Genomic DNA, 18,323 nt, shown 5'->3' on the forward strand with positions numbered 1-18,323 from the left:
ATGCATCAGATGGTATCCAAAAGCGTCACAGATACCGCATCGAAAATCGGCGTATACACGTCGAAGCTTTCTGCGGAGCTCCGCGACATGCGCGAGGCGGTCTATCCGCCTGAAGCGCGAAAGACATTTTCAAAGACTTTCTCGACCGTCGATCTGGTTCGCCTCCTCGGCGTGCCCGAGAGCACCCTACGCCAACTCACTATCGAAGGAAAAGGGCCGCTTCCTGATAGAGCGGAGAACAACCGCCGTACCTACACGATCGAACAAGTTCGAGAACTACGCTCGTTTCTCGCTTCGCTGCGACCCGACGATGCCGGACACCTCGTGCCTCATCGCCGAAAGGGCGAAAAGCTCCAGATCCTTGCGACCGCGAACTTCAAGGGTGGAAGTTCAAAGACCACAACATCCATCCATCTTGCACATTTTCTCGGTTTGCAAGGTTATAGGGTCCTTTGTGTTGATCTTGATCCCCAGGCTTCGATGACCGCACTGTTCGGCATCCAACCGGAATTCGATCTCAACGATAACGAGACCACCTATGCTGCGATACGATACGACAACGAGCGACGTCCATTCCGGGACATAATCCAACCGACTTATTTCCCAGGCGTCGATCTCGTTCCCGGCAATCTCGAACTGATGGACTTCGAGTTTGATACACCAACCTATCTGACATCGAAAACGCGCGACGAGCTTGGTCTTTTCTTTGAGCGGATCAATACCGCGATAGCGAGCGTCGATGATCAGTACGATTTCGTCATTCTGGATACACCACCTTCACTGGGCTACTCCACGCTTGCTGCCCTGTATGCCGCAACGTCCCTCATAATCACTGTGCATCCAGCCATGCTCGATGTTGCCTCGTGCAATCAATTCCTGATCATGATCTCGGATCTTTCCGAAGTGCTCGCACAGTTCGGAGCTAAATTCGAGCATGACTTCTTTCGTTTCCTGCTCACGCGCGTGAACCCGAACGACGGCCCACAAAAATACATGGGCGGCGTGATGCGGCGACTGTTTGGTGATGACGTCCTTGTGGCCGAAGCCCTCGAATCCACGGCAATCGCCGGGGCCGCCGTCGCCAAAAAAACCCTTTATGAATTGGAAACAGGTGAGGTCGGCAGGGAAGCCCTCAAGCGCGCGCTCGAAAGCGCCGATCGGGTGAATTTCGAAATCCTGGCACTCGCTCACAAAATTTGGGGACGCAGCCCATGAAGAAGAGCATCCTTCAACGAATGGCCGAGGAGGCCGTCAATCGCGCCGAGACGGTTGAGGCTGACGCCACTGAAAAGCCTGTCCCTTCACGACGGCATTCATCGCCTGTTATCGCCAACGTCGGAAAATCCCTTGCGCACCTTGGTGAGGACAGCATCCTGTCGATCGATCCGTCTAGAATCGATCGCTCACCCTACCAGGACCGATTCAACAACGATCACGAGGCCGAAGCCGAACTTGAGGCCTTGAAGGTTTCGATCGCGGCCGAAGGACAGAAAATACCCGTCCTCGTTCGGCCGCATCCAAGCAAACCTGATTACTACCAGCTCGCTTATGGCCACCGCCGTCTGGCAGCCATAAAATCCTTGATGGCGGACTCCGAACGACCGGAGACCGTCAAAATAAAGGCGCATGTCCGCAATCTCACGGATCGGCAGCTCATCGAAGAACAGGCTGTTGAAAATGGTGTGCGCGAAAACCTGACCTGGATAGAGCAAGCAATGTGGGCGGTTCAGTTAAAGGAAGCCGGCTTGTCTCATCGTGCCATTTGTCCGGTATTGGCTCTGTCCGAAGCGGCCGTGTCACACCTGTTTCGTGTCACCTCCGTCATTCCGGCTGACATCATCTTTGCCATCGGTCGCGCCAAATCCGTCGGTCGTCCGAAGTGGACTGCTTTCGCCGAGCTTCTGAAGGACGATAGCAAGGTCGCCGCTGTTCGCCAGATCCTGGACACCACCGATTTTCTGTCGAAAGACGGAGCGGGCCGTATCGGCATGGCAATGGACAGGGCCAGTGGCATCATTCCTACAGAGCCGGACGAGTCGTCCAATGTGATCAACTTTACGCTCGGCGAACGGCTGTTCGGGCGGATGAAAAGTTCGTCCACAGGTACCACAGTCACTATCCCGAAAAAGCAAGATGCGTTCGCTCGCTGGTTGGCGGAGCGGATGCCTGAGCTCGTACGGGAGTACGATCATCAATTGGGCCGCGTAAAATGAGGTCTGGTAAAGCAGTCTATCTGGTTCAAAAGGAGCAATAGCGCAAAGAAAAAGGCCACCAAAACGTTCCCGTCGTGGAAGCCTTCCTCAAGTCCTTAAGCAAGATCGAGAATCGCATTTCCACGAATCACAGTCAAGAGTCTTGGCACCGTTTTTGGTGAGCGGATTTCTTTTGCCTTATGAAAGGTGAAGAAATGGAACGTGGACATGTCACGACGCCCTTTGGGCGGCGGTCGATGTCGTTTGCCTTGTTGGCACGGCAACGACAAATCAGCGAAGCAAAGCCTGAGACCAAGCGAAATAAATGGAAGCTCTTCAGGGCCGTTTGCGAGGCTCGCGAGGAACTGAATGTCTCCGATCGATCTCTATCGGTCCTCGATGCTCTATTGTCGTTCTACCCGTCTGATGAACTCACTGCGAACAACGACCTCATCGTCTTTCCGTCGAATGCCCAGCTTTCGATACGCGCAAGAGGTATGACTGCAGCTACGTTGAGACGTCATCTGGCCGCACTCGTCGACGCTGGCCTTATCCTTCGCAAAGACAGCGCTAACGGCAAGCGATTTGCACGGCGGAGCAGGGCAGGGGAGATCAACGAAGCTTTCGGCTTCAATTTGGCTCCGCTGCTGGTACGCGCAAGGGAGATCGAGGGGATCGCCGCGAAAATCACAGCCGATCGGGAGTATTTTCACACAACAAGGGAACGGATCAGCCTATGCCGGCGCGACATAACCAAGCTTATCCAGCTGGCGCTAGACGGTCACGTAGAAGGCGAGTGGGGCCTGATCCACGACCGGTTCCGCACGTGCCTTGCATCTTTGCCTCGCCGCCCGTCGCTCGAAGAACTCCAATTTCTCCTCGGCCGTTTAGTTGAGCTTCGCACAACGATCGTCAAGCTCTTGGACGAGCACGATAAAACGCAAAATATGTGCGCCAAAGAATCCCAAAATGAGCGCCACATACAGGATTCACAAACACAATCCATTTCTGAATCTGAAACCGTCCAGGAAGCGCAACCGACGAAGCCTCTTGGTTCACCGTCCGCCTTTGAGGCTGGGAAAAAAATCCGCCCATCCGCCGGCGAAACTACTGGCGTGCCGCTAAAGTCGCTTCAGCCCTCAGTTCCACTAGATACTGTGCTTCGAGCATGCCTTGAAATCGCTCCCTACGGTCCGGGTGGAGAGATCCGGACATGGCACGACCTCCTGACTGCAACAGCTGTTCTGCGACCCATGCTTCAAATAAGCCCGTCAGCTTTCCATGAAGCCTGCCAGGTCATGGGACCCGAAAATGCCGGCGTCGCCATTGCGTGCATTTTTGAAAGGGGAGGTCATATCAACTCTGCAGGCGCTTACCTCCGCAACCTCACAAGACGAGCTACAGAGCGACAATTCACAATCAGACCGATGGTCTCAGCCCTCCTAAGGGCTAGGGCAGGCGCATCGTGAAACGGCCGCGTCATTGATAGAAAATCTCGACATCGTCTTCTAGCTCGACGTAACCGGCGCCGACTCACCGCTGACCAGGGAAGTGGCAGGTCTGCTGCTTCAATGTGCAGAACTGATCGATTGCGTCTTTCCGTAACCGCCGTTCCGGCACCACGTTGTCCTAGCCGCTGTAATCTGTGATCGGCTTTCCATGGATGAGCGAAGGGAGTTTCTCCATGGAGAGTACATTGGAGGTTCTAGCGACCACGAAGTCTGGACGTGAGGTTCACCGGCACTGGCCGGACGAGGTAATCAGGAGCAGTATATCATTATGTGATTATCTGGCAGAAGGATCGAAGGCCGAGTGAATGCTCTTCCATTCGTGGCCGAAGAGCTGGTCGCAGCAACGGTCTATCAGGCTACTTGCAGCGCTGGCATCCTCAAGCGCTCCAGCGATCCGTCAACCACCGGGTCAACATACAAAATGCGATCGGGGAAGGATTCCACGATGAAGTCTAACCACGCCTCTAACCGCTTAGAGCGTTCGACTCCGCCATTCGACTCCTCACAAGGCGCGCAAGATCCGGTGTTGGCGATGACGCATGCCTTGGCTGAGGCCGCTTCGTCCGTCGCCATATCAAGTTCACGCCGACGATCGCTATCTTTGGCGATGCCACATGGTGGGCAGCAACCAAAGCTCGCCGGCGCGATCAAAGCGTTACTGCACGAGTTCCCGGATCTTGTAGGCAACTTCCGTGCGGTTCGTCGCATTGAGCTTCTTCATGATGTTGCGGATATGAACCTTCACGGTGCTCTCGCAGAGGTTCATTTCATAGGCAATGATCTTGTTTGCCTTGCCGCGCCTCAGCGCCTCGGCAACGACGACCTCGCGCGGTGTAAACAGACTGTCGAGGTAGCAATTCTTGCTCGCGGCGGGAGTAATCGACTCCTTGGCAGCCAGAATGCTGCTGGCAGGCACGAATACACCTCCCGCACGGGCAAGGGCCACCGCTTCCGCTGCGACCTTGACGTCGACACTGGTCGGAATATAGCCGCGGGCACCGCATTCCAGCGCTTGCAAAAGCTGTGCGAGCTCGTCGCTGTCGGCGCCGACGATCACGGGGCTGGCCTTGAATCTCTCCACCAAGGCGCAAATTTTCGTGCTGATTTCGGAGTCGGAAACCTTGCGTCCGCCAATCATGAAGAGAATGGCTGACGGTGCGACCTGCATGTCCCGTATCTGCCATTCCTCGAATGACGCTACGGTGACGATATTCATGCTGTCGTCATAGTCTGTGAGACTTCTTGAAAAATACTCGCGACCCAGAGCCCTGGAATCGATCAGAAGGATATAGTCCTCTGATTCTGCCGCGCCGGCGATGCCCGAGGCAACAAACGGCCTCAATGAATCCGGTGTTCGAACTGAAATGATGCGAGCTGCTGTTTCTGAAGCGAATTTCTCATTCGTTAATGACTGTCCGTTCATGGTCGATACCCCCAACCTTTAGTGTGACCCTTATTCTTCTTGTGACCGCCCGAATACTTCTATTCTTTGGATAGCAAAGCCCCTGTCTAAATTTCGGCATTGCTTCTTGCTTCATATTGTTCTCCTCAATCTAGGTTTCTCATATTGTCGACCATTAGCTAATATACTTAATCTTTTTTTAGTGCATCAACATGCGTTGATAATAATCAAGGATGTTGTCACGTATTGACGCCGCTTATGAGGGTGGTCATGGAGGTGATGAGATATAGAATTGGGCCATCGGTAATATGATCCGGGCGCGACACGGTTTTCCGCCGCAGCTTTGCTCGTGGCGGGGATCTGCTGCCGGAAATGTCGGCAACAAGAAACCTATAGTCCGTGTTTCACTTGCGAGTGGCCCTATATTGCTGACAGGCTGCGACAGCACCTGGGTGACAAAAACGAGCGATCGCAAGCGTCATTGCAGTCATCAGATATGCAGGTCAGCAATATCGTGTTTTCAAGAACGCGGGAAATTGCGAAACGGGTCAAGGGGTCGACTCCCTTCAAGAGCGCCAGGGTGCCGTCGTGCGAATGATCTAAAGTCATTGCCTGAGATCGGGTGTTGCCAAGACTGTTCAAGATACGCCGGATTTCCGCAATTTCATCCGGCCCTTGCCATTTGCATTAGGGTAACGCGTTGCTGAAGACGCCGCTGCGCCTGGTCGACAACCACGGCGATGATGATGACCAGCCCCTTGATGACCATCTGCCAGAAGGATGATACGCCCATCATCACCAGCCCGTCGGACAGGATGCCGATGACGAAGGCGCCGATGATCGTGCCTCCGATCGTACCGCGTCCACCCGACATCGAGGTGCCGCCGAGAACAGCAGCCGCGATGGCGTTGAGTTCGAAGCTCTCGCCGGTCGCCGGATGAGCGGCCATCAGCTCCGACGAAATGATGATGCCGACGATCGCAGCACACAGCCCTGAGAACATATAGACGAAGATCTTCACCCCATCGACGCGGATGCCCGACATGCGTGCCGCGCGCTCATTGCCGCCGACGGCGAAGATGTGCCGGCCGATCGGCGTCGAGCGGGACACATAGGCGGCGATCAGCGCGAGAAAGATGAGTATCCAGATGGAAACGGGGAGGCCGAGCAGCCTGCCGGCACCGAAGACGTCGAAACCGGTCGTGTCGAACTCCGGCCTGCCGACCAGGTTCGGAAAGGTCTGGCCGTCCGAGGATAGCAGCGCGAGGCCGCGAGCAACGTAGAGCGTCCCGAGCGTTGCGATGAAGGGGGCAACGTTAAGCTTGGTGATGAGTAGCCCGTTGATGAGCCCAATCAACAGTCCGACGGCAAGCGTGATCAGGATGATCTCGTATATGTTGAAATAGACGGTGTATCCGATCGGCAATGCGACGCCATTGAGGATGAGAGCGCCCGCCACCATGCCGCACAGGCCGACGATCGAGCCGACCGAGAGGTCGATGCCGCCGGTGATGATGACAAAGGTCATGCCCATCGCCAGGAAGGCATTAAGCGCAACATGCTTCGACATTAGAATCATATTCGCGCTCGAGGTGAAGTTCGGGGCGAAGATGGCGAAGAAGATAATGACGGCAAAGAGCGCGATGAAGGTTCTGAGTTTCATCAGCGTCAGGAGTGCCGAGCCATTCGACCGCTTGGCCGCAAAAGAAGTGGAGGTATCTGCCGTCATGACGCGAGTTCCCTTGTATGTCCGTGTCCCTTGGCCGAAGCGGCGATGATGGTTTCTTCCGTGGCATCGCTTCTTTCGAAGACCGCGACCAGCCTGCCGTTGCTCAAGACGGCGATGCGGTCGGAAAGTGCCATGACCTCTTCCAGGTCTGATGTCGAAAACAGGATTGCCAGACCCTTGCCGGCAAGCTTGCGCATGGTACGAAAGACATCGGCCTTGGCGCCGACGTCGATGCCCCGGCTGGGCTCGTCCATCAGAAGCACCCTGGGGTCTGTCATCAGCGCCTTACCAATGACGACCTTTTGCTGATTGCCGCCGGACATCGATGTCACCTCGAAATCCGGATTGGGTGCCTTGATCGACAGGTCACGGATCATGTCGCGCATGGCCCGCCTTTCGGCGCCGGCATCGATGTGAAAGAAGCGGGCGAAGCGTCCGAGGCTTGCGAGCGTCAGGTTGCTGGCAATGGACAGCACCTGCACCAGCCCCTCGCGCTGCCGGTCTTCCGGTATCAGCGCCAGGCCGCGCCGGATGCGGCGGGTGGTATCGCGTTCGCGAACCTCGACGCCGTCGATGAAGATCTTGCCGGTCGAATGCACGTGCCGACCCATGACGCATTCGAAGAACTCGCTGCGGCCCGCGCCCATCAAGCCATAAATGCCGAGAATCTCGCCTGCGCGAACGGAGAGCGAGACGTGATCGACGGCAAGGCCGCCGGTCGAGCGCGGAAGGCTGATCTCCTCGGCACGGAAGGCTTCCTTACCGATCGTGTGGCTGTCGCCCTTGGCAAAATCCTTGGCTTCCGATCCGATCATCGACCGGACGATCCATTTCGTATCGATATCGCGAACCATAGCCTGGCCGGTGATCTGCCCGTCGCGCAGCACGGTGATGTAATCACCGATCCGCATCAGTTCTTCCAGCCGGTGCGAGATATAGACGATTGCCACACCCTGCGCCTTAAGCTCGGCGATCACCTTGAAGAGAATGTCGACTTCCGCAGCAGACAGCGCCGATGTCGGCTCGTCCATGATCAGGATGCGGGCATCAAGCGAGATGGCCTTGGCGATTTCGACAAGCTGCTGCTGCCCGATCGGCAAATCCTCGATCATGGTCTCGGCATTGATGCCCGCGTCCAGTCTCTTTAGGAATTCATTGGCTTTGGTAATTTGCGCCTTGTGGTCGATGCCGAAGATGCGGCGCGTGATTTCGCGCGTCGCAAAAATATTTTCGGCGACCGACATGTTGGCGAAGAGGTTGAGTTCCTGGAAAATCATTCCGATGCCGCGCGCTTGCGCGTCAGCCGGGCTATCGAAATGAACGGCTTCACCTTCAAGGACGATGCGGCCGAGGGTGGGCCGCTCAACGCCGGCGATAATCTTCATCAGCGTTGATTTGCCGGCGCCGTTTTCTCCAACCAGGACATTAACCGCGCCGCGCCGCAGCTCGAGATTGGCGCGCTTGACCGCAACGATTCCGGAATAGACCTTCGATACGTCTTCCAGGCGAAGGATGATGTCGTCCTCTGTCGTGTCGCCCATGGTCATTGCCCCAACGCCAGCGCCGAAGGGGTGATCAGCGGAAGTTGGCCGGAGGCTGGCAGCGGATACGCGCCGGTCACCGTGACGGTCTTGCCCACGAGGCCATCGCGTGGCAGGGCCGCGAGGAAGGACGTGTTTGCCTTCTCGTTGAATGCCTTGCCGAATTGCGCCCATTCAATCTGGTTTCTGAATTCATTGAAGTCGAGGAAATCCAGCGCGTCGCGCAGCGCCGTACCGCGGACTGCCGGGCCAATCTGCACCTTTGCGTCCGCCTTGCCGTCGCTATCCACATCGACGTCGACGGTTCCTGCGCGAGAGGTTGTATCCGCGGCGACGATCTTGCCGCTAAGCTTGACCGCATAGGTCCAGGGCGATGAGGCCTGCTTGCGCGGATTTCCATATTTTGCGCCGGCCTCATCCGGGTTGGATGCGACTGCCTGCAACACCGTCTTGAAGTCGCCCGCTCGCTTCTCAAGGTCGGGAAGCACTTGTGACTGCCAGATCGCCTCGACCTTGGTCGTCGGATCGAAGGCGGTCTTTGCCGCTTCCGCCGCCTTTTCCTCAGGTGTCGGCGTTTTGATGATCTTGCAGCCAGGCAGCGCTGCGACCAGCATGAGGGCCGCGACGGCGCCTCTGATCCTCAACATGCAATGCACCTCTATCTCACAGGAAACATATCTGGAGAGCGTGGGTTTTCCACGCTCTCCATGGTGCTCGGTCTGCCGTTAGTTCTTCAGCGCGAAGGTCTCAAGCTTGTCGGCATTGTCCGCGTTGATGAGGACGCAATCCATCAATTGCTTCTCATCCTTCGGCACGGTCTTATTTTTGATGTAGGCGTCGGCCTGCTGGACCGCGATCTGAGCCTGGGCATAGGCCGGCTGCATGACAGTCGCCTTGATGCCGCCCGCCTTGATTGAGTCGCGCACGTCGTTGGAACCGTCGAAGCCCACGACGATGACATCTTTGCGGCCGGCCGCCTGAAGGGCTGCGATTGCGCCCATCGCCATAGTGTCGTTGCCCGAGATGACGCCCTTGATGTTCGGGTTCGCCTGCAGGATCGTTTCCATCTTGGCATAGGCTTCGGTTTGGCTCCAATTCGCCGATTGCTTGGCGACCAGCTTCAGATCCGGATAGTCATCGATGACGTCATGATAGCCCTGCGAGCGGATACCGGCATTGGTATCGGCTTCGCGGCCAACAAGTTCGGCATAATTGCCCTTCTCGCCCATCAGCTTGACGAATTCCTGCGCGCCGAGCTGTGCACCTTGGTAATTGTTGGAAACGATCTGGGCGACGGCGATACCGGTGACGTTGATTTCGCGGTCGATGAGGAAGGCGGGGATGCCGGCATCCTTGGCCTTCTTGATGGCGGCAACCGTCGCGTCAGCGCCGGCATTGTCGAGAATGATGGCCTTGGCGCCACGCCCAATTGCCGTATCGATGACCTCGGACTGCTTGTTCGCGTCGTCGTCATGCGACATGACGAGCGTGTCGTAACCAAGCTCCTTTGCCTTGGCTTCGGCACCGACAGCTTCGGCCTTGAAGAATGGATTGTCGAAGGCTGGCGTAATGATGGCAATCAGATCCGCCGAGAAGGCAGGTGCGGCCGTGCCCAGGGCAAGAACGCTGGTAAAGGCAGCAAGTGTCAGTCTGCGTGTCAGTTTCATGGTTTCCTCCCAGTTATGAAACAGGCCCCGTTCCCAGCGAGGCAGAAAAGGGAGGACTGACGCCCTCCCCAGGATCTCCTCAGGTAATGCGCCGGATGCTTTCGGCGATCTCCTGCGGTTCGAAAACCTTCTTCCAGTCGTCGCGCATCAGGGCGGGGATGCCGAACTCGATTGCCTTGTTGCAGGCATCGGAGAAGACGCCGTCGACTTCCTTGAAGATCACGGCACCGAGAACATTCATATGGCCGAGCAGGAAGTCGCGGGCGGCTTCCGCCGGAACGCCGCGGGAAACACATTCATCCATGGCCTGACGCATGACGACGAGCAGCGAGGCGCAAACCGTCTCGGAAAGGCCCGGCTCCAGCATCGCCATCTGCTCGACGGTCACGCGGTGCGAGCGCATGACGGGTGCCCAGATGACCTTGGCGATTTCCTCGCCGAGCGCATAGGCGGTCTCCGGCCCCTGCATCAGGGCCGAGACGATGTGCTGCTTGGCAAACAGGCCACCGAAATGGTCCTTCTTGGCCTGCATGTCCGTCTCGTCGTTGAAGATCGGCGGGTGGCATGGATGGGTGACGAAATAAGTGAGATCCTCGCGCTGCGGCAGATGGCCTGCAAAGGGAGCGGCGGCGTCGAGAGCGACGACCATCGTTCCTGGCTTGAGCTTGTCGACGATGCCGGCGGCGACCTTGCCGATCGCCGTATCCGGAACTGCAAGAATGACCACATCGGCGCCGTCGAGTGCTGCGTCCGCCGGTACGCAATCGATGGCAAGGTCATTCTTCAGCCGCGCTTTGCCGGCGTCGCCGACCTCGACATGGCGCACGTCGAAACGCGAGCCTTTCAGATTCTTGGCGAGCCGGTAGCCCATTTTGCCGCCAGCGCCGAAAAGAGCAATTGCAGTCATATCTTCCTCGCCTGTCTCCCATTCGTGGAATGGAGCACATACTGGTGTGATGAGTCAATCACCATGTCAGATGATATCTTTCGAGGCGCCGCCGAAAGGACTTGTTGATTATGGAATGGCCCGCCCTTCCGCGTTCTGTCGCAAACTCGAAGCTGCGACGCGGAAATGGTTCTGCTCAGTTTTCACGCGGCCAAGATTTCAATGCCCCGCGAAGGCCGCGCCGGGCACGACATGCCGCTGCGACCGACGTTAGGCGCGCTGGAGAAGTTCAGCCGGCACTATTGGCCTGTGGGGATGTCAATTGAAAGCTGACTGAAAGGTTGCGCGTGCGAAGCTACCTGGCTTCGTGGAGGAAGCTCATGCCAAGGCGGTGACCAGGTGTCGCCGCGGCATTCAAACAGGAGGAGACATCTATGCGTTCATCGCGCGCGCTTATTCATACCGCAGCCCTTTCTCTCATCATGACCGCCGTTTCCCTCGGCGCGACAGCGGCGCACGCCGCCGACAAGATTTCCATCATGGTGGGCGGCTACGAGAAGCAGATCTATCTGCCGGCCAAGCTTGCCGAAGGGCTCGGCTATTTCAAGGATGAAGGCCTCAATGTCGAGCTCCTCAACGAGCCGGCCGGTGTCGATGCGGAAAACGAAATGCTTGCCGGCGCGGTTCAGGGTGTCGTCGGCTTTTACGATCATTGCATTGACCTTCAGGGCAAGGGCAAATTCGTCGAATCCGTCGTGCAGTTCAGCCAGGCGCCGGGTGAAGTCGAGCTGGTGTCGGCCAAGCATCCGGAGATCAAGTCGCCCGCCGATTTCAAGGGCAAGAACCTTGGCGTCACCGGCCTCGGTTCCTCCACCAATTTCCTGACGCAGTATCTGGCCGTCAAGGCCGGTCTGAAGCTTGGGGAATTCACCTCCGTTCCGGTCGGCGCCGGCCAGACCTTCATCGCCGCCATGCAGCAGGACGCCATCCAGGCCGGCATGACGACTGAGCCGACGATCTCGCGTCTGCTGAAGACCGGCGAAGCCAAGGTCCTCATCGATATGCGTACCATGGCCGGAACGAAGGCGGTCCTTGGCGGCACCTATCCGGCCGCGTCGCTTTATATGGATGCGGCGTGGGTCGACGCCCATAAGGACGAAGTCCAGAAGCTCGCCAACGCCTTCGTCAAGACGCTGCATTTCATCAACACCCATTCCGCTGCCGAGATCGCCGACAAGATGCCGAAGGACTTTTATGTCGGCGACAAGGAGGGTTATGTGAAGGCGCTCGAAAACGGCAAGGCGATGTTCACACCTGATGGCGTGATGCCGGAAGATGGTCCGAAGACCGTTCTTGCCGTGCTCTCCGAGTTTTCGAAGAATGTTCAAGGCAAGACGATCGACCTGTCGAAAACCTATACGACGGCGTTCGTCAAGAACGCCAAGTAAGTGATGCTGCTCCGCTCTCGGTGTTGACCGGGAGCGGTTTCCGTCCGGAAATTTTTCGTCATCCCCGGCCGCACGTCAGCCAATCCGCTGTAGCCAGATCCTCGGTCTCGTCATTGTCGTGCGCCGACAACAGCACTGGATCGCTAACGTTACCAACATTTGGGCCTTTTGCTCAAAGCGATTTCATTCGAAATCGGCTACGGCACGAAAGTGGGGTTCGCGCCGATCCACACACGGCTCCCTGCTCTGCTCGACGAATTCGAGAAGGGCAGGGCGTGCGCAATGCGGTGAACTCATCCTTGAGCTCCGTGAGGGTCTTCAGCTGCGCTGCTTGCCCCGAAGCCCATCGCTGGTGGAATGCGCCTGTACAGGAACCGCCCGCGTCATGCCGACCGACGCCACGGCTAGGACCTGATGCGGCCTACAAACCACCTCTTCTATATGCTGCGTGATGCTCGGCAGGATCTCTGTCAAACTGCCGGCTTGAAAAATCCGCCGTCAAAGAGACGCAGATCACGGAGCGGCTTGGCGGGACATTATCGCACCGGCCAGGCGGGTCTTCTCCTCTGTGCATGTAAGGCAATCATATTTCTATTGCGGTCTACGGTGACTGATGCGCGCATTCAACCAAACACTCAAGACGGCGATGATGGGGGTCGCGAAGCTCAAACCCCACTTCCAGAGTGTAAACCCTAGTCCCAGAGTCAGCGAGCCACGCGGCCACGCGTGATAGGAATCAGCACAAAGCTCGTCGTTACTGCACGAGTTCCCGGATCTTGTAGGCAACTTCCGTGCGGTTCGTCGCATTGAGCTTCTTCATGATGTTGTGGATATGAACCTTCACGGTGCTCTCGCAGAGGTCCATTTCATAGGCAATGATCTTGTTTGCCTTGCCGCGCCTCAGCGCCTCGGCAACAACAACCTCGCGCGGTGTAAACAGACCGTCGAGGCAGCAATTCTTGCTCGCGGCGGGAGTAATCGACGCCTTGGCAGCCAGAATGCTGCTGGCAGGCACGAATACACCTCCCGCACGGGCAAGGGCCACGGCTTCCGCTGCGACCTTGACGTCGACACTGGTCGGAATATAGCCGCGGGCACCGCATTCCAGTGCTTGCAAAAGCTGTGCGAGCTCGTCGCTGTCGGCGCCGACGATCACGGGGCTGGCCTTGAATCTCTCCACCAAGGCGCAAATTTTCGTGCTGATTTCGGAGTCGGAAACCTTGCGTCCGCCAATCATGAAGAGAACGGCTGACGGTGCGACCTGCATGTCCCGTATCTGCCATTCCTCGAACGACGCTACGGTGACGATATTCATGCTGTCGTCATAGTCTGTGAGACTTCTTGATAGGCACTCGCGGTCCAGAGCCCTGGAATCGATCAGAAGGACATAGTCCTCTGATTCTGCCGCGCCGGCGATGCCCGAGGCAACAAACGGCCTCAATGAATCCGGTGTTCGAACTGAAATGATGCGAGCTGCTGTTTCTGAAGCGAATTTCTCATTCGTTAATGACTGTCCGTTCATGGTCGATACCCCCAACCTTTAGTTTGGCCTTTGTTCTTCTTGCGGCTGCCTGAATATTTCTTTTCTTTCGATAGAAAAACGTTTGTCTAAATCGAACCATTGCTTCTTGATGTACGCTGCACTCTTTATTCTCGTTTATGTTGTTGCAGATTGTTACTCATGACGCAATGTATTTATTGAGTAAGTGAATATATATGAATAATGTTTCGGGAGAGTTGCCACGCAGTTCTACGCCTATAGATGTACTCCGTAAGAGTAGTTTGATACCGAATTAGGCAGCGGCTTTCTATGATTGCAAAACAAGCGGTTTCGGCTACCTCTTAGCAAATGTAGTTCACGTAGCTAAAAGTATAATGTCTCCATCAGAACCGATTGGTTTTCACTATCTATTTGAAATCAATGGTTCATGTGTGAGACGGTCGACCAATCGACCGTTGGGGCCGACGGTTCCGATCCCTCAAGAGCTCGACTCTGATTGTTTACGCCGGAATGTCTGACGCAATGCCCATTTAGGATTCGGCGGGTCTCATTTGATGTTCGATCTGGCAATAGCTTTGACACAAGCAGGTCGACTGAAGTCGGTAACGAAAAAAATGCATCTGCCTCGTCTGCTAAACCTGGCAGCGATATGCCAGTTTCCCACTTGAAGGGCCAAACCGAAACGGACACTTGTGGGCGCCTTCAACGGCGATGTCCGGGTCCGATCCGATTGCAGGCCGAACATTCGGATGTGTGTGGCCGAAAGCAGGTTGGAGCAAGAATGTATGTTCTCAGAAGGCACCTTCACCTAGGTTAATTTGATAGTATCGCATATTATACTTTAGTTGTTGGCACTATTTCTGGGTGACCGTGTTTAAATAGTGTTGAAAGTCGTCAACGACGTCGAGAAGTGCCCGAATGTAACCATTCCTAGGCATTTTCGGGGGAAACCATTAATCCTGTTTCAATGAAGCTGGACTATTTTGTCTCCGATTGGACAGGCCATGAGGCGCCTGCGCTCGAGAGTCCCCTCAGCAGCTCGCGGACTGTTTTTGCAAAAAACCGCCGCAAGTACTCCAAAAATTCGGGTTTCGGCGAAGCGGGCTAGCGTCCCGGAGCCCCGAACGTAGGTTAGGAATTATGATTTTCTCTCTTCGCAATATACTCGTTGGAATTTTCCTTTTTCTCAGCCTTGCTCTGTGCGTGCTAACAGGATCGTCCATGCTCACTGCCTATCGCAGCGAGAGCACCTATGCCGACGTCTCGAAGTTCACCATGCTCGACCGCGCGTTCTTCCAGGCGCTGGCTAACTTCCGCAACGAGCGAGGTGACGGCTCGTCGCTCGCCAAGCTCGAGCTTGGCACTCAGGACGCAACGCTTGCCTTGTTGAAAACAGATCGGCCCATCGTCGACAAATATATGGCTGAGGCAAAGTCGGTCTCTGCGAACATTGACGACGAGACCCTCAAAGCGCCGATTGCCGACGTCATGAGCGCCTACGATCGGGTCGTCGCATTCCGCTCAAAGCTCGACGGCGAAGTCGCCAAGAAGCTCGCCGATCGCGATCCAACGCTGCAGGCAACCACGCTGGACCTCGGCCAGCAGCTCCTAACCGCGCTAGAAACAGGTTCGGCCGCCGTCGAGAGCCAGATCCGCGCGCGTGACCCCTCGATGGCGGCTATGATCCAGATCCGCGCATTGACGTGGTATACCCGCGCGACAGCTGGAGCGGCGAACCTCCTGTTCGTCAACACGCTCGCCTCGGGCGAGGCGATGAAGCCGGAGGACGTCAGCAAGATCCAACAGTTCGATTATGCTGCGAACTTCATCTGGGGGCAGATCGGCACCCTGGTCAACCATCAGTCAACGCCCCAGGTTGTCAAGGACGCCTACAAGGTCAGTAATGCGACCTATTTCGGCGGCGACTTTGCGGCGAAACACAGTGCATTGCTTGCGAAGTTCGCAGCCGGTGAGAAGAAGGCGATGCCTCTCGACGACTGGCGGCCTCTCGGCAACGCCGCCCTTCTCACGATCACAAACACCGCCGCTGCCGCCGCGGATGGCATGGTGGCCAAAGCAGCCGCGAGCCAGAATGATGCATTCATCAGCCTGATCGCCTACGGGCTTACCTTCCTTGTCGCCGCGGTTCTGAGTATCACGGGCATCTGCGTCATCCTCTTCCGCGTCACCAAGCCCGTCGGCGCGCTAACCAATTCGATGACGACGCTCGCCCGAGGCGACCTCTCGGTCTCGATCGGCGGCGTCGAGCGGCGCGATGAGATCGGCGCCATGGCGCGTTCCGTACAGGTGTTCCAGCAGGCAGCCCTGCGCAACAAAGCGCTGGAAGCCGAAGCTGCCGAGGCACGCGTGACATCGGAGCGTGAACGCGTCGAAGTCCAACGCCGCGCCGAAGCCGAGGCCGAGCAGAGGCTGCTGCAAGCAACAGGTTCGCTTGCGACAGGTCTGCGTCATTTGGCATCCGGCAACCTGGTCTGCGAGATCGAAACGCCGCTCGCTGAGCAGTTTGAAGCGCTGCGCCAAGACTTCAACTCGTCGGTCAGCCGGCTTCGCGCCGCCATGTCCCGCGTCGGCCAGGCCGCGTCGCTCGTAAACGGCGGCAGCTACGAGATCTCGCAGGCTTCCGATAACCTCTCCAAGCGCACCGAGCAGCAGGCCGCATCGCTGGAAGAGACGGCGGCAGCGCTTGAAGAGGTGACGGCCAACGTTCAGTCGACCTCCAAGCGAGCTGGCGATGCGCGCGACTTGGTACGCGGTGCCCGATCGCGGGCAGAAAACTCCAGCCAAGTCGTCAGCAATGCCGTCAGCGCCATGGGCAGGATCGAGCATTCCTCCAAACAGATCAGCCAGATCATCAGCGTCATCGACGAAATTGCGTTCCAGACCAACCTGCTTGCGCTTAACGCCGGCGTCGAGGCGGCGCGTGCGGGCGAAGCCGGTAAGGGCTTTGCCGTCGTTGCTCAGGAAGTGCGCGAACTTGCTCAGCGCTCTGCCAATGCCGCCAAGGAGATCAAAGCCCTGATCGGCAACTCCGAAGTTGCCGTTAGCGAGGGAGTGAAGTTGGTCAACGACACCGGCGAGGGCCTCGCGGCTATCGCCGACCTCGTCCTGCAGATCAATCATCACATGGATGCGATCGCCACCGCCGCCCATGAACAGTCCATGGGTCTATCGGAGATCAACAGCGCCGTCAATCACATGGACCAGGCGACACAGCAGAACGCCGCAATGGTGGAAGAGATGAACGCGGCTGGCGCAGGCCTCGCCGAGGAAAGCAGCCGTCTCGGCGAACTTCTGAGTGCATTCCGCACAGGCGAAACCGAGCGTAGGGAGCCGCAGGCGAGGGCCGTCGCCCGGCCTGCCCCAGCCCCGACAACGGGCCGACTTGCTGCACGCGCCGCTCCGGTCACGCAGGGTAATGCCGCGCTGAAGCATCTCCAGCAGGAGTGGTCGGAGTTCTGATGGTCTGAGGTCGAGAGAGGCACTCAAGTCTTGTTGCGGTTAACGCCCAAAGAATCGCCCCGGACAAATCGTCCGGGGCATTTTTGCGTTGCCGTTTCAGCCACCCCTAACGCAGACTTCATCTTGATGCTTATCGCCATCGAGATTCCATCATCTGGTTATGGTAACTTATGTGATTGCAGAACGTAAGTTCGGAGCCTTTCAAGAGCTTCGGTTGCCATACAGTAGAACGACCGTTCAATTTCATTTAACTGCGTAAAGCCATTGGTTCGGCGAGCAGTTCCACTCTCAATCGCCATGACGTATCGGCGTGGCGCGGAGGCCGTTGAGCGATCATCGATCCGCTCCGGCAGTTTCACAGTGAGATGACGTCCGGCCGCAGCACCTTAAACTTCAAGCCAGTGTGTCCTCGCAGGGCAGGCGATCAGATAATCATGCCACAGATGATGCCATCGGCGCTTAATTCGCACAGGGACAGTGGTGCTTGCGAACGACCGTGGGCAATCTGGAGCCTCCAGTCGCAAAGATCCTTGCGAGGTTCTGTTCGAACGTGTCCTGGATATCGCCGCGGCCGGGACCGAGCATCCTGATGCGCTGTCGCTGCACACGGCGGCCAGTCAGGAACAGGCGACCATCGCGCATCGGGCCGAGCAGGACGGCGCTGGCGGCCGACAGATAAGCATTCGGATAGAGATATTTGGCGATGCGTACAGCATGGGTCCGTATTGTCTGGTCTATATCGTCGTTAGCATCGACATAGATGCCGCGCACGAGGTGCACGAGCTTACCGGCCTCCGCTTGGCGGTGACCGCGCATTTTGTCAATATTTTCGCCGACGAGATGAAGAGGCATATATGTAACTATCGCGTATTTCAAATACGCGATAGTTTCACAATGAAAATCTCCAATCGTGTCGACTTTATCGATAAGGCGTTGATTATAAAACAATATCCATTAAATTGTCAT

12 protein-coding genes and 1 pseudogene are annotated in these 18,323 nt (G+C 56.9%); 5 read left to right on the plus strand and 8 right to left on the minus strand.

Annotation, left to right across the window (positions count from 1 at the left end; all coding sequences use genetic code 11):
• The 3 genes from repA to repC all read left to right on the plus strand — a co-directional run bounded on the left by repA (window position 1) and on the right by repC (window position 3,661).
• On the plus strand, window positions 1-1,215 hold the full coding sequence (repA, locus tag AB8B29_RS29315) for a plasmid partitioning protein RepA (protein WP_037200148.1): 1,215 nt from the start codon (window positions 1-3) through the stop codon (window positions 1,213-1,215).
• On the plus strand, window positions 1,212-2,213 hold the full coding sequence (repB, locus tag AB8B29_RS29320) for a plasmid partitioning protein RepB (RefSeq protein ID WP_439006937.1): 1,002 nt from the start codon (window positions 1,212-1,214) through the stop codon (window positions 2,211-2,213). Before repA ends, repB begins: the two co-directional genes overlap by 4 nt.
• A gap of 194 nt (window positions 2,214-2,407) precedes the next feature.
• Window positions 2,408-3,661 (plus strand): plasmid replication protein RepC, encoded by a 1,254-nt coding sequence (repC, locus tag AB8B29_RS29325; protein ID WP_037200150.1) that lies wholly within the window; start codon window positions 2,408-2,410, stop codon window positions 3,659-3,661.
• A 697-nt stretch (window positions 3,662-4,358) separates the two neighbouring features.
• Here repC and AB8B29_RS29330 read toward each other — a convergent pair.
• From AB8B29_RS29330 to AB8B29_RS29355, 6 genes are all read right to left on the minus strand, one after another.
• Entirely contained in the window at window positions 4,359-5,126 is a 768-nt protein-coding gene (locus AB8B29_RS29330) for a response regulator transcription factor (RefSeq protein WP_037200153.1), read from the minus strand.
• Between the two features lie 643 nt (window positions 5,127-5,769).
• Window positions 5,770-6,834, minus strand: coding sequence for an ABC transporter permease (locus tag AB8B29_RS29335; RefSeq protein ID WP_037200154.1), 1,065 nt, complete (start codon window positions 6,832-6,834; stop codon window positions 5,770-5,772).
• Window positions 6,831-8,381, minus strand: a complete 1,551-nt coding sequence (locus AB8B29_RS29340) for a sugar ABC transporter ATP-binding protein (RefSeq protein WP_037200156.1) — start codon at window positions 8,379-8,381, stop codon at window positions 6,831-6,833. The genes AB8B29_RS29335 and AB8B29_RS29340 overlap by 4 nt, the downstream gene beginning before the upstream one ends.
• Window positions 8,378-9,022, minus strand: coding sequence for a DUF2291 family protein (locus AB8B29_RS29345; RefSeq protein WP_037200157.1), 645 nt, complete (start codon window positions 9,020-9,022; stop codon window positions 8,378-8,380). Before AB8B29_RS29345 ends, AB8B29_RS29340 begins: the two co-directional genes overlap by 4 nt.
• A 78-nt stretch (window positions 9,023-9,100) precedes the next feature.
• A complete protein-coding gene (locus AB8B29_RS29350; RefSeq protein WP_037200159.1) occupies window positions 9,101-10,042 on the minus strand; it encodes a D-ribose ABC transporter substrate-binding protein in 942 nt (313 codons plus the stop codon).
• Window positions 10,043-10,121: 79 nt separating this feature from the next.
• Window positions 10,122-10,949, minus strand: a complete 828-nt coding sequence (locus AB8B29_RS29355) for a phosphogluconate dehydrogenase C-terminal domain-containing protein (protein ID WP_037197430.1) — start codon at window positions 10,947-10,949, stop codon at window positions 10,122-10,124.
• A gap of 413 nt (window positions 10,950-11,362) precedes the next feature.
• On the opposite strand from AB8B29_RS29355, the gene AB8B29_RS29360 reads away from it, so the two are divergent.
• Window positions 11,363-12,376, plus strand: coding sequence for an ABC transporter substrate-binding protein (locus AB8B29_RS29360; protein WP_037200160.1), 1,014 nt, complete (start codon window positions 11,363-11,365; stop codon window positions 12,374-12,376).
• A 754-nt stretch (window positions 12,377-13,130) separates the two neighbouring features.
• On the opposite strand, the gene AB8B29_RS29365 is transcribed toward AB8B29_RS29360, so the two are convergent.
• Complete coding sequence (locus AB8B29_RS29365; RefSeq protein ID WP_246703193.1) at window positions 13,131-13,691, minus strand: response regulator transcription factor; 561 nt, start codon at window positions 13,689-13,691, stop codon at window positions 13,131-13,133.
• A gap of 1,326 nt (window positions 13,692-15,017) precedes the next feature.
• Between AB8B29_RS29365 and AB8B29_RS29370 the strand changes: the two genes are divergently transcribed.
• Complete coding sequence (locus AB8B29_RS29370) at window positions 15,018-17,357, plus strand: methyl-accepting chemotaxis protein (RefSeq protein ID WP_037201085.1); 2,340 nt, start codon at window positions 15,018-15,020, stop codon at window positions 17,355-17,357.
• A 579-nt stretch (window positions 17,358-17,936) separates the two neighbouring features.
• Here the strand turns inward: AB8B29_RS29370 and AB8B29_RS29375 are convergent.
• A pseudogene (locus AB8B29_RS29375) lies at window positions 17,937-18,209 on the minus strand (type II toxin-antitoxin system HipA family toxin); the annotation flags it as partial.
• Window positions 18,210-18,323: the final 114 nt, after the last annotated feature.

The organism is Rhizobium sp. 11_C7_N12_5, assembly GCF_051811145.1.
GTDB lineage: Bacteria > Pseudomonadota > Alphaproteobacteria > Rhizobiales > Rhizobiaceae > Rhizobium > Rhizobium lusitanum.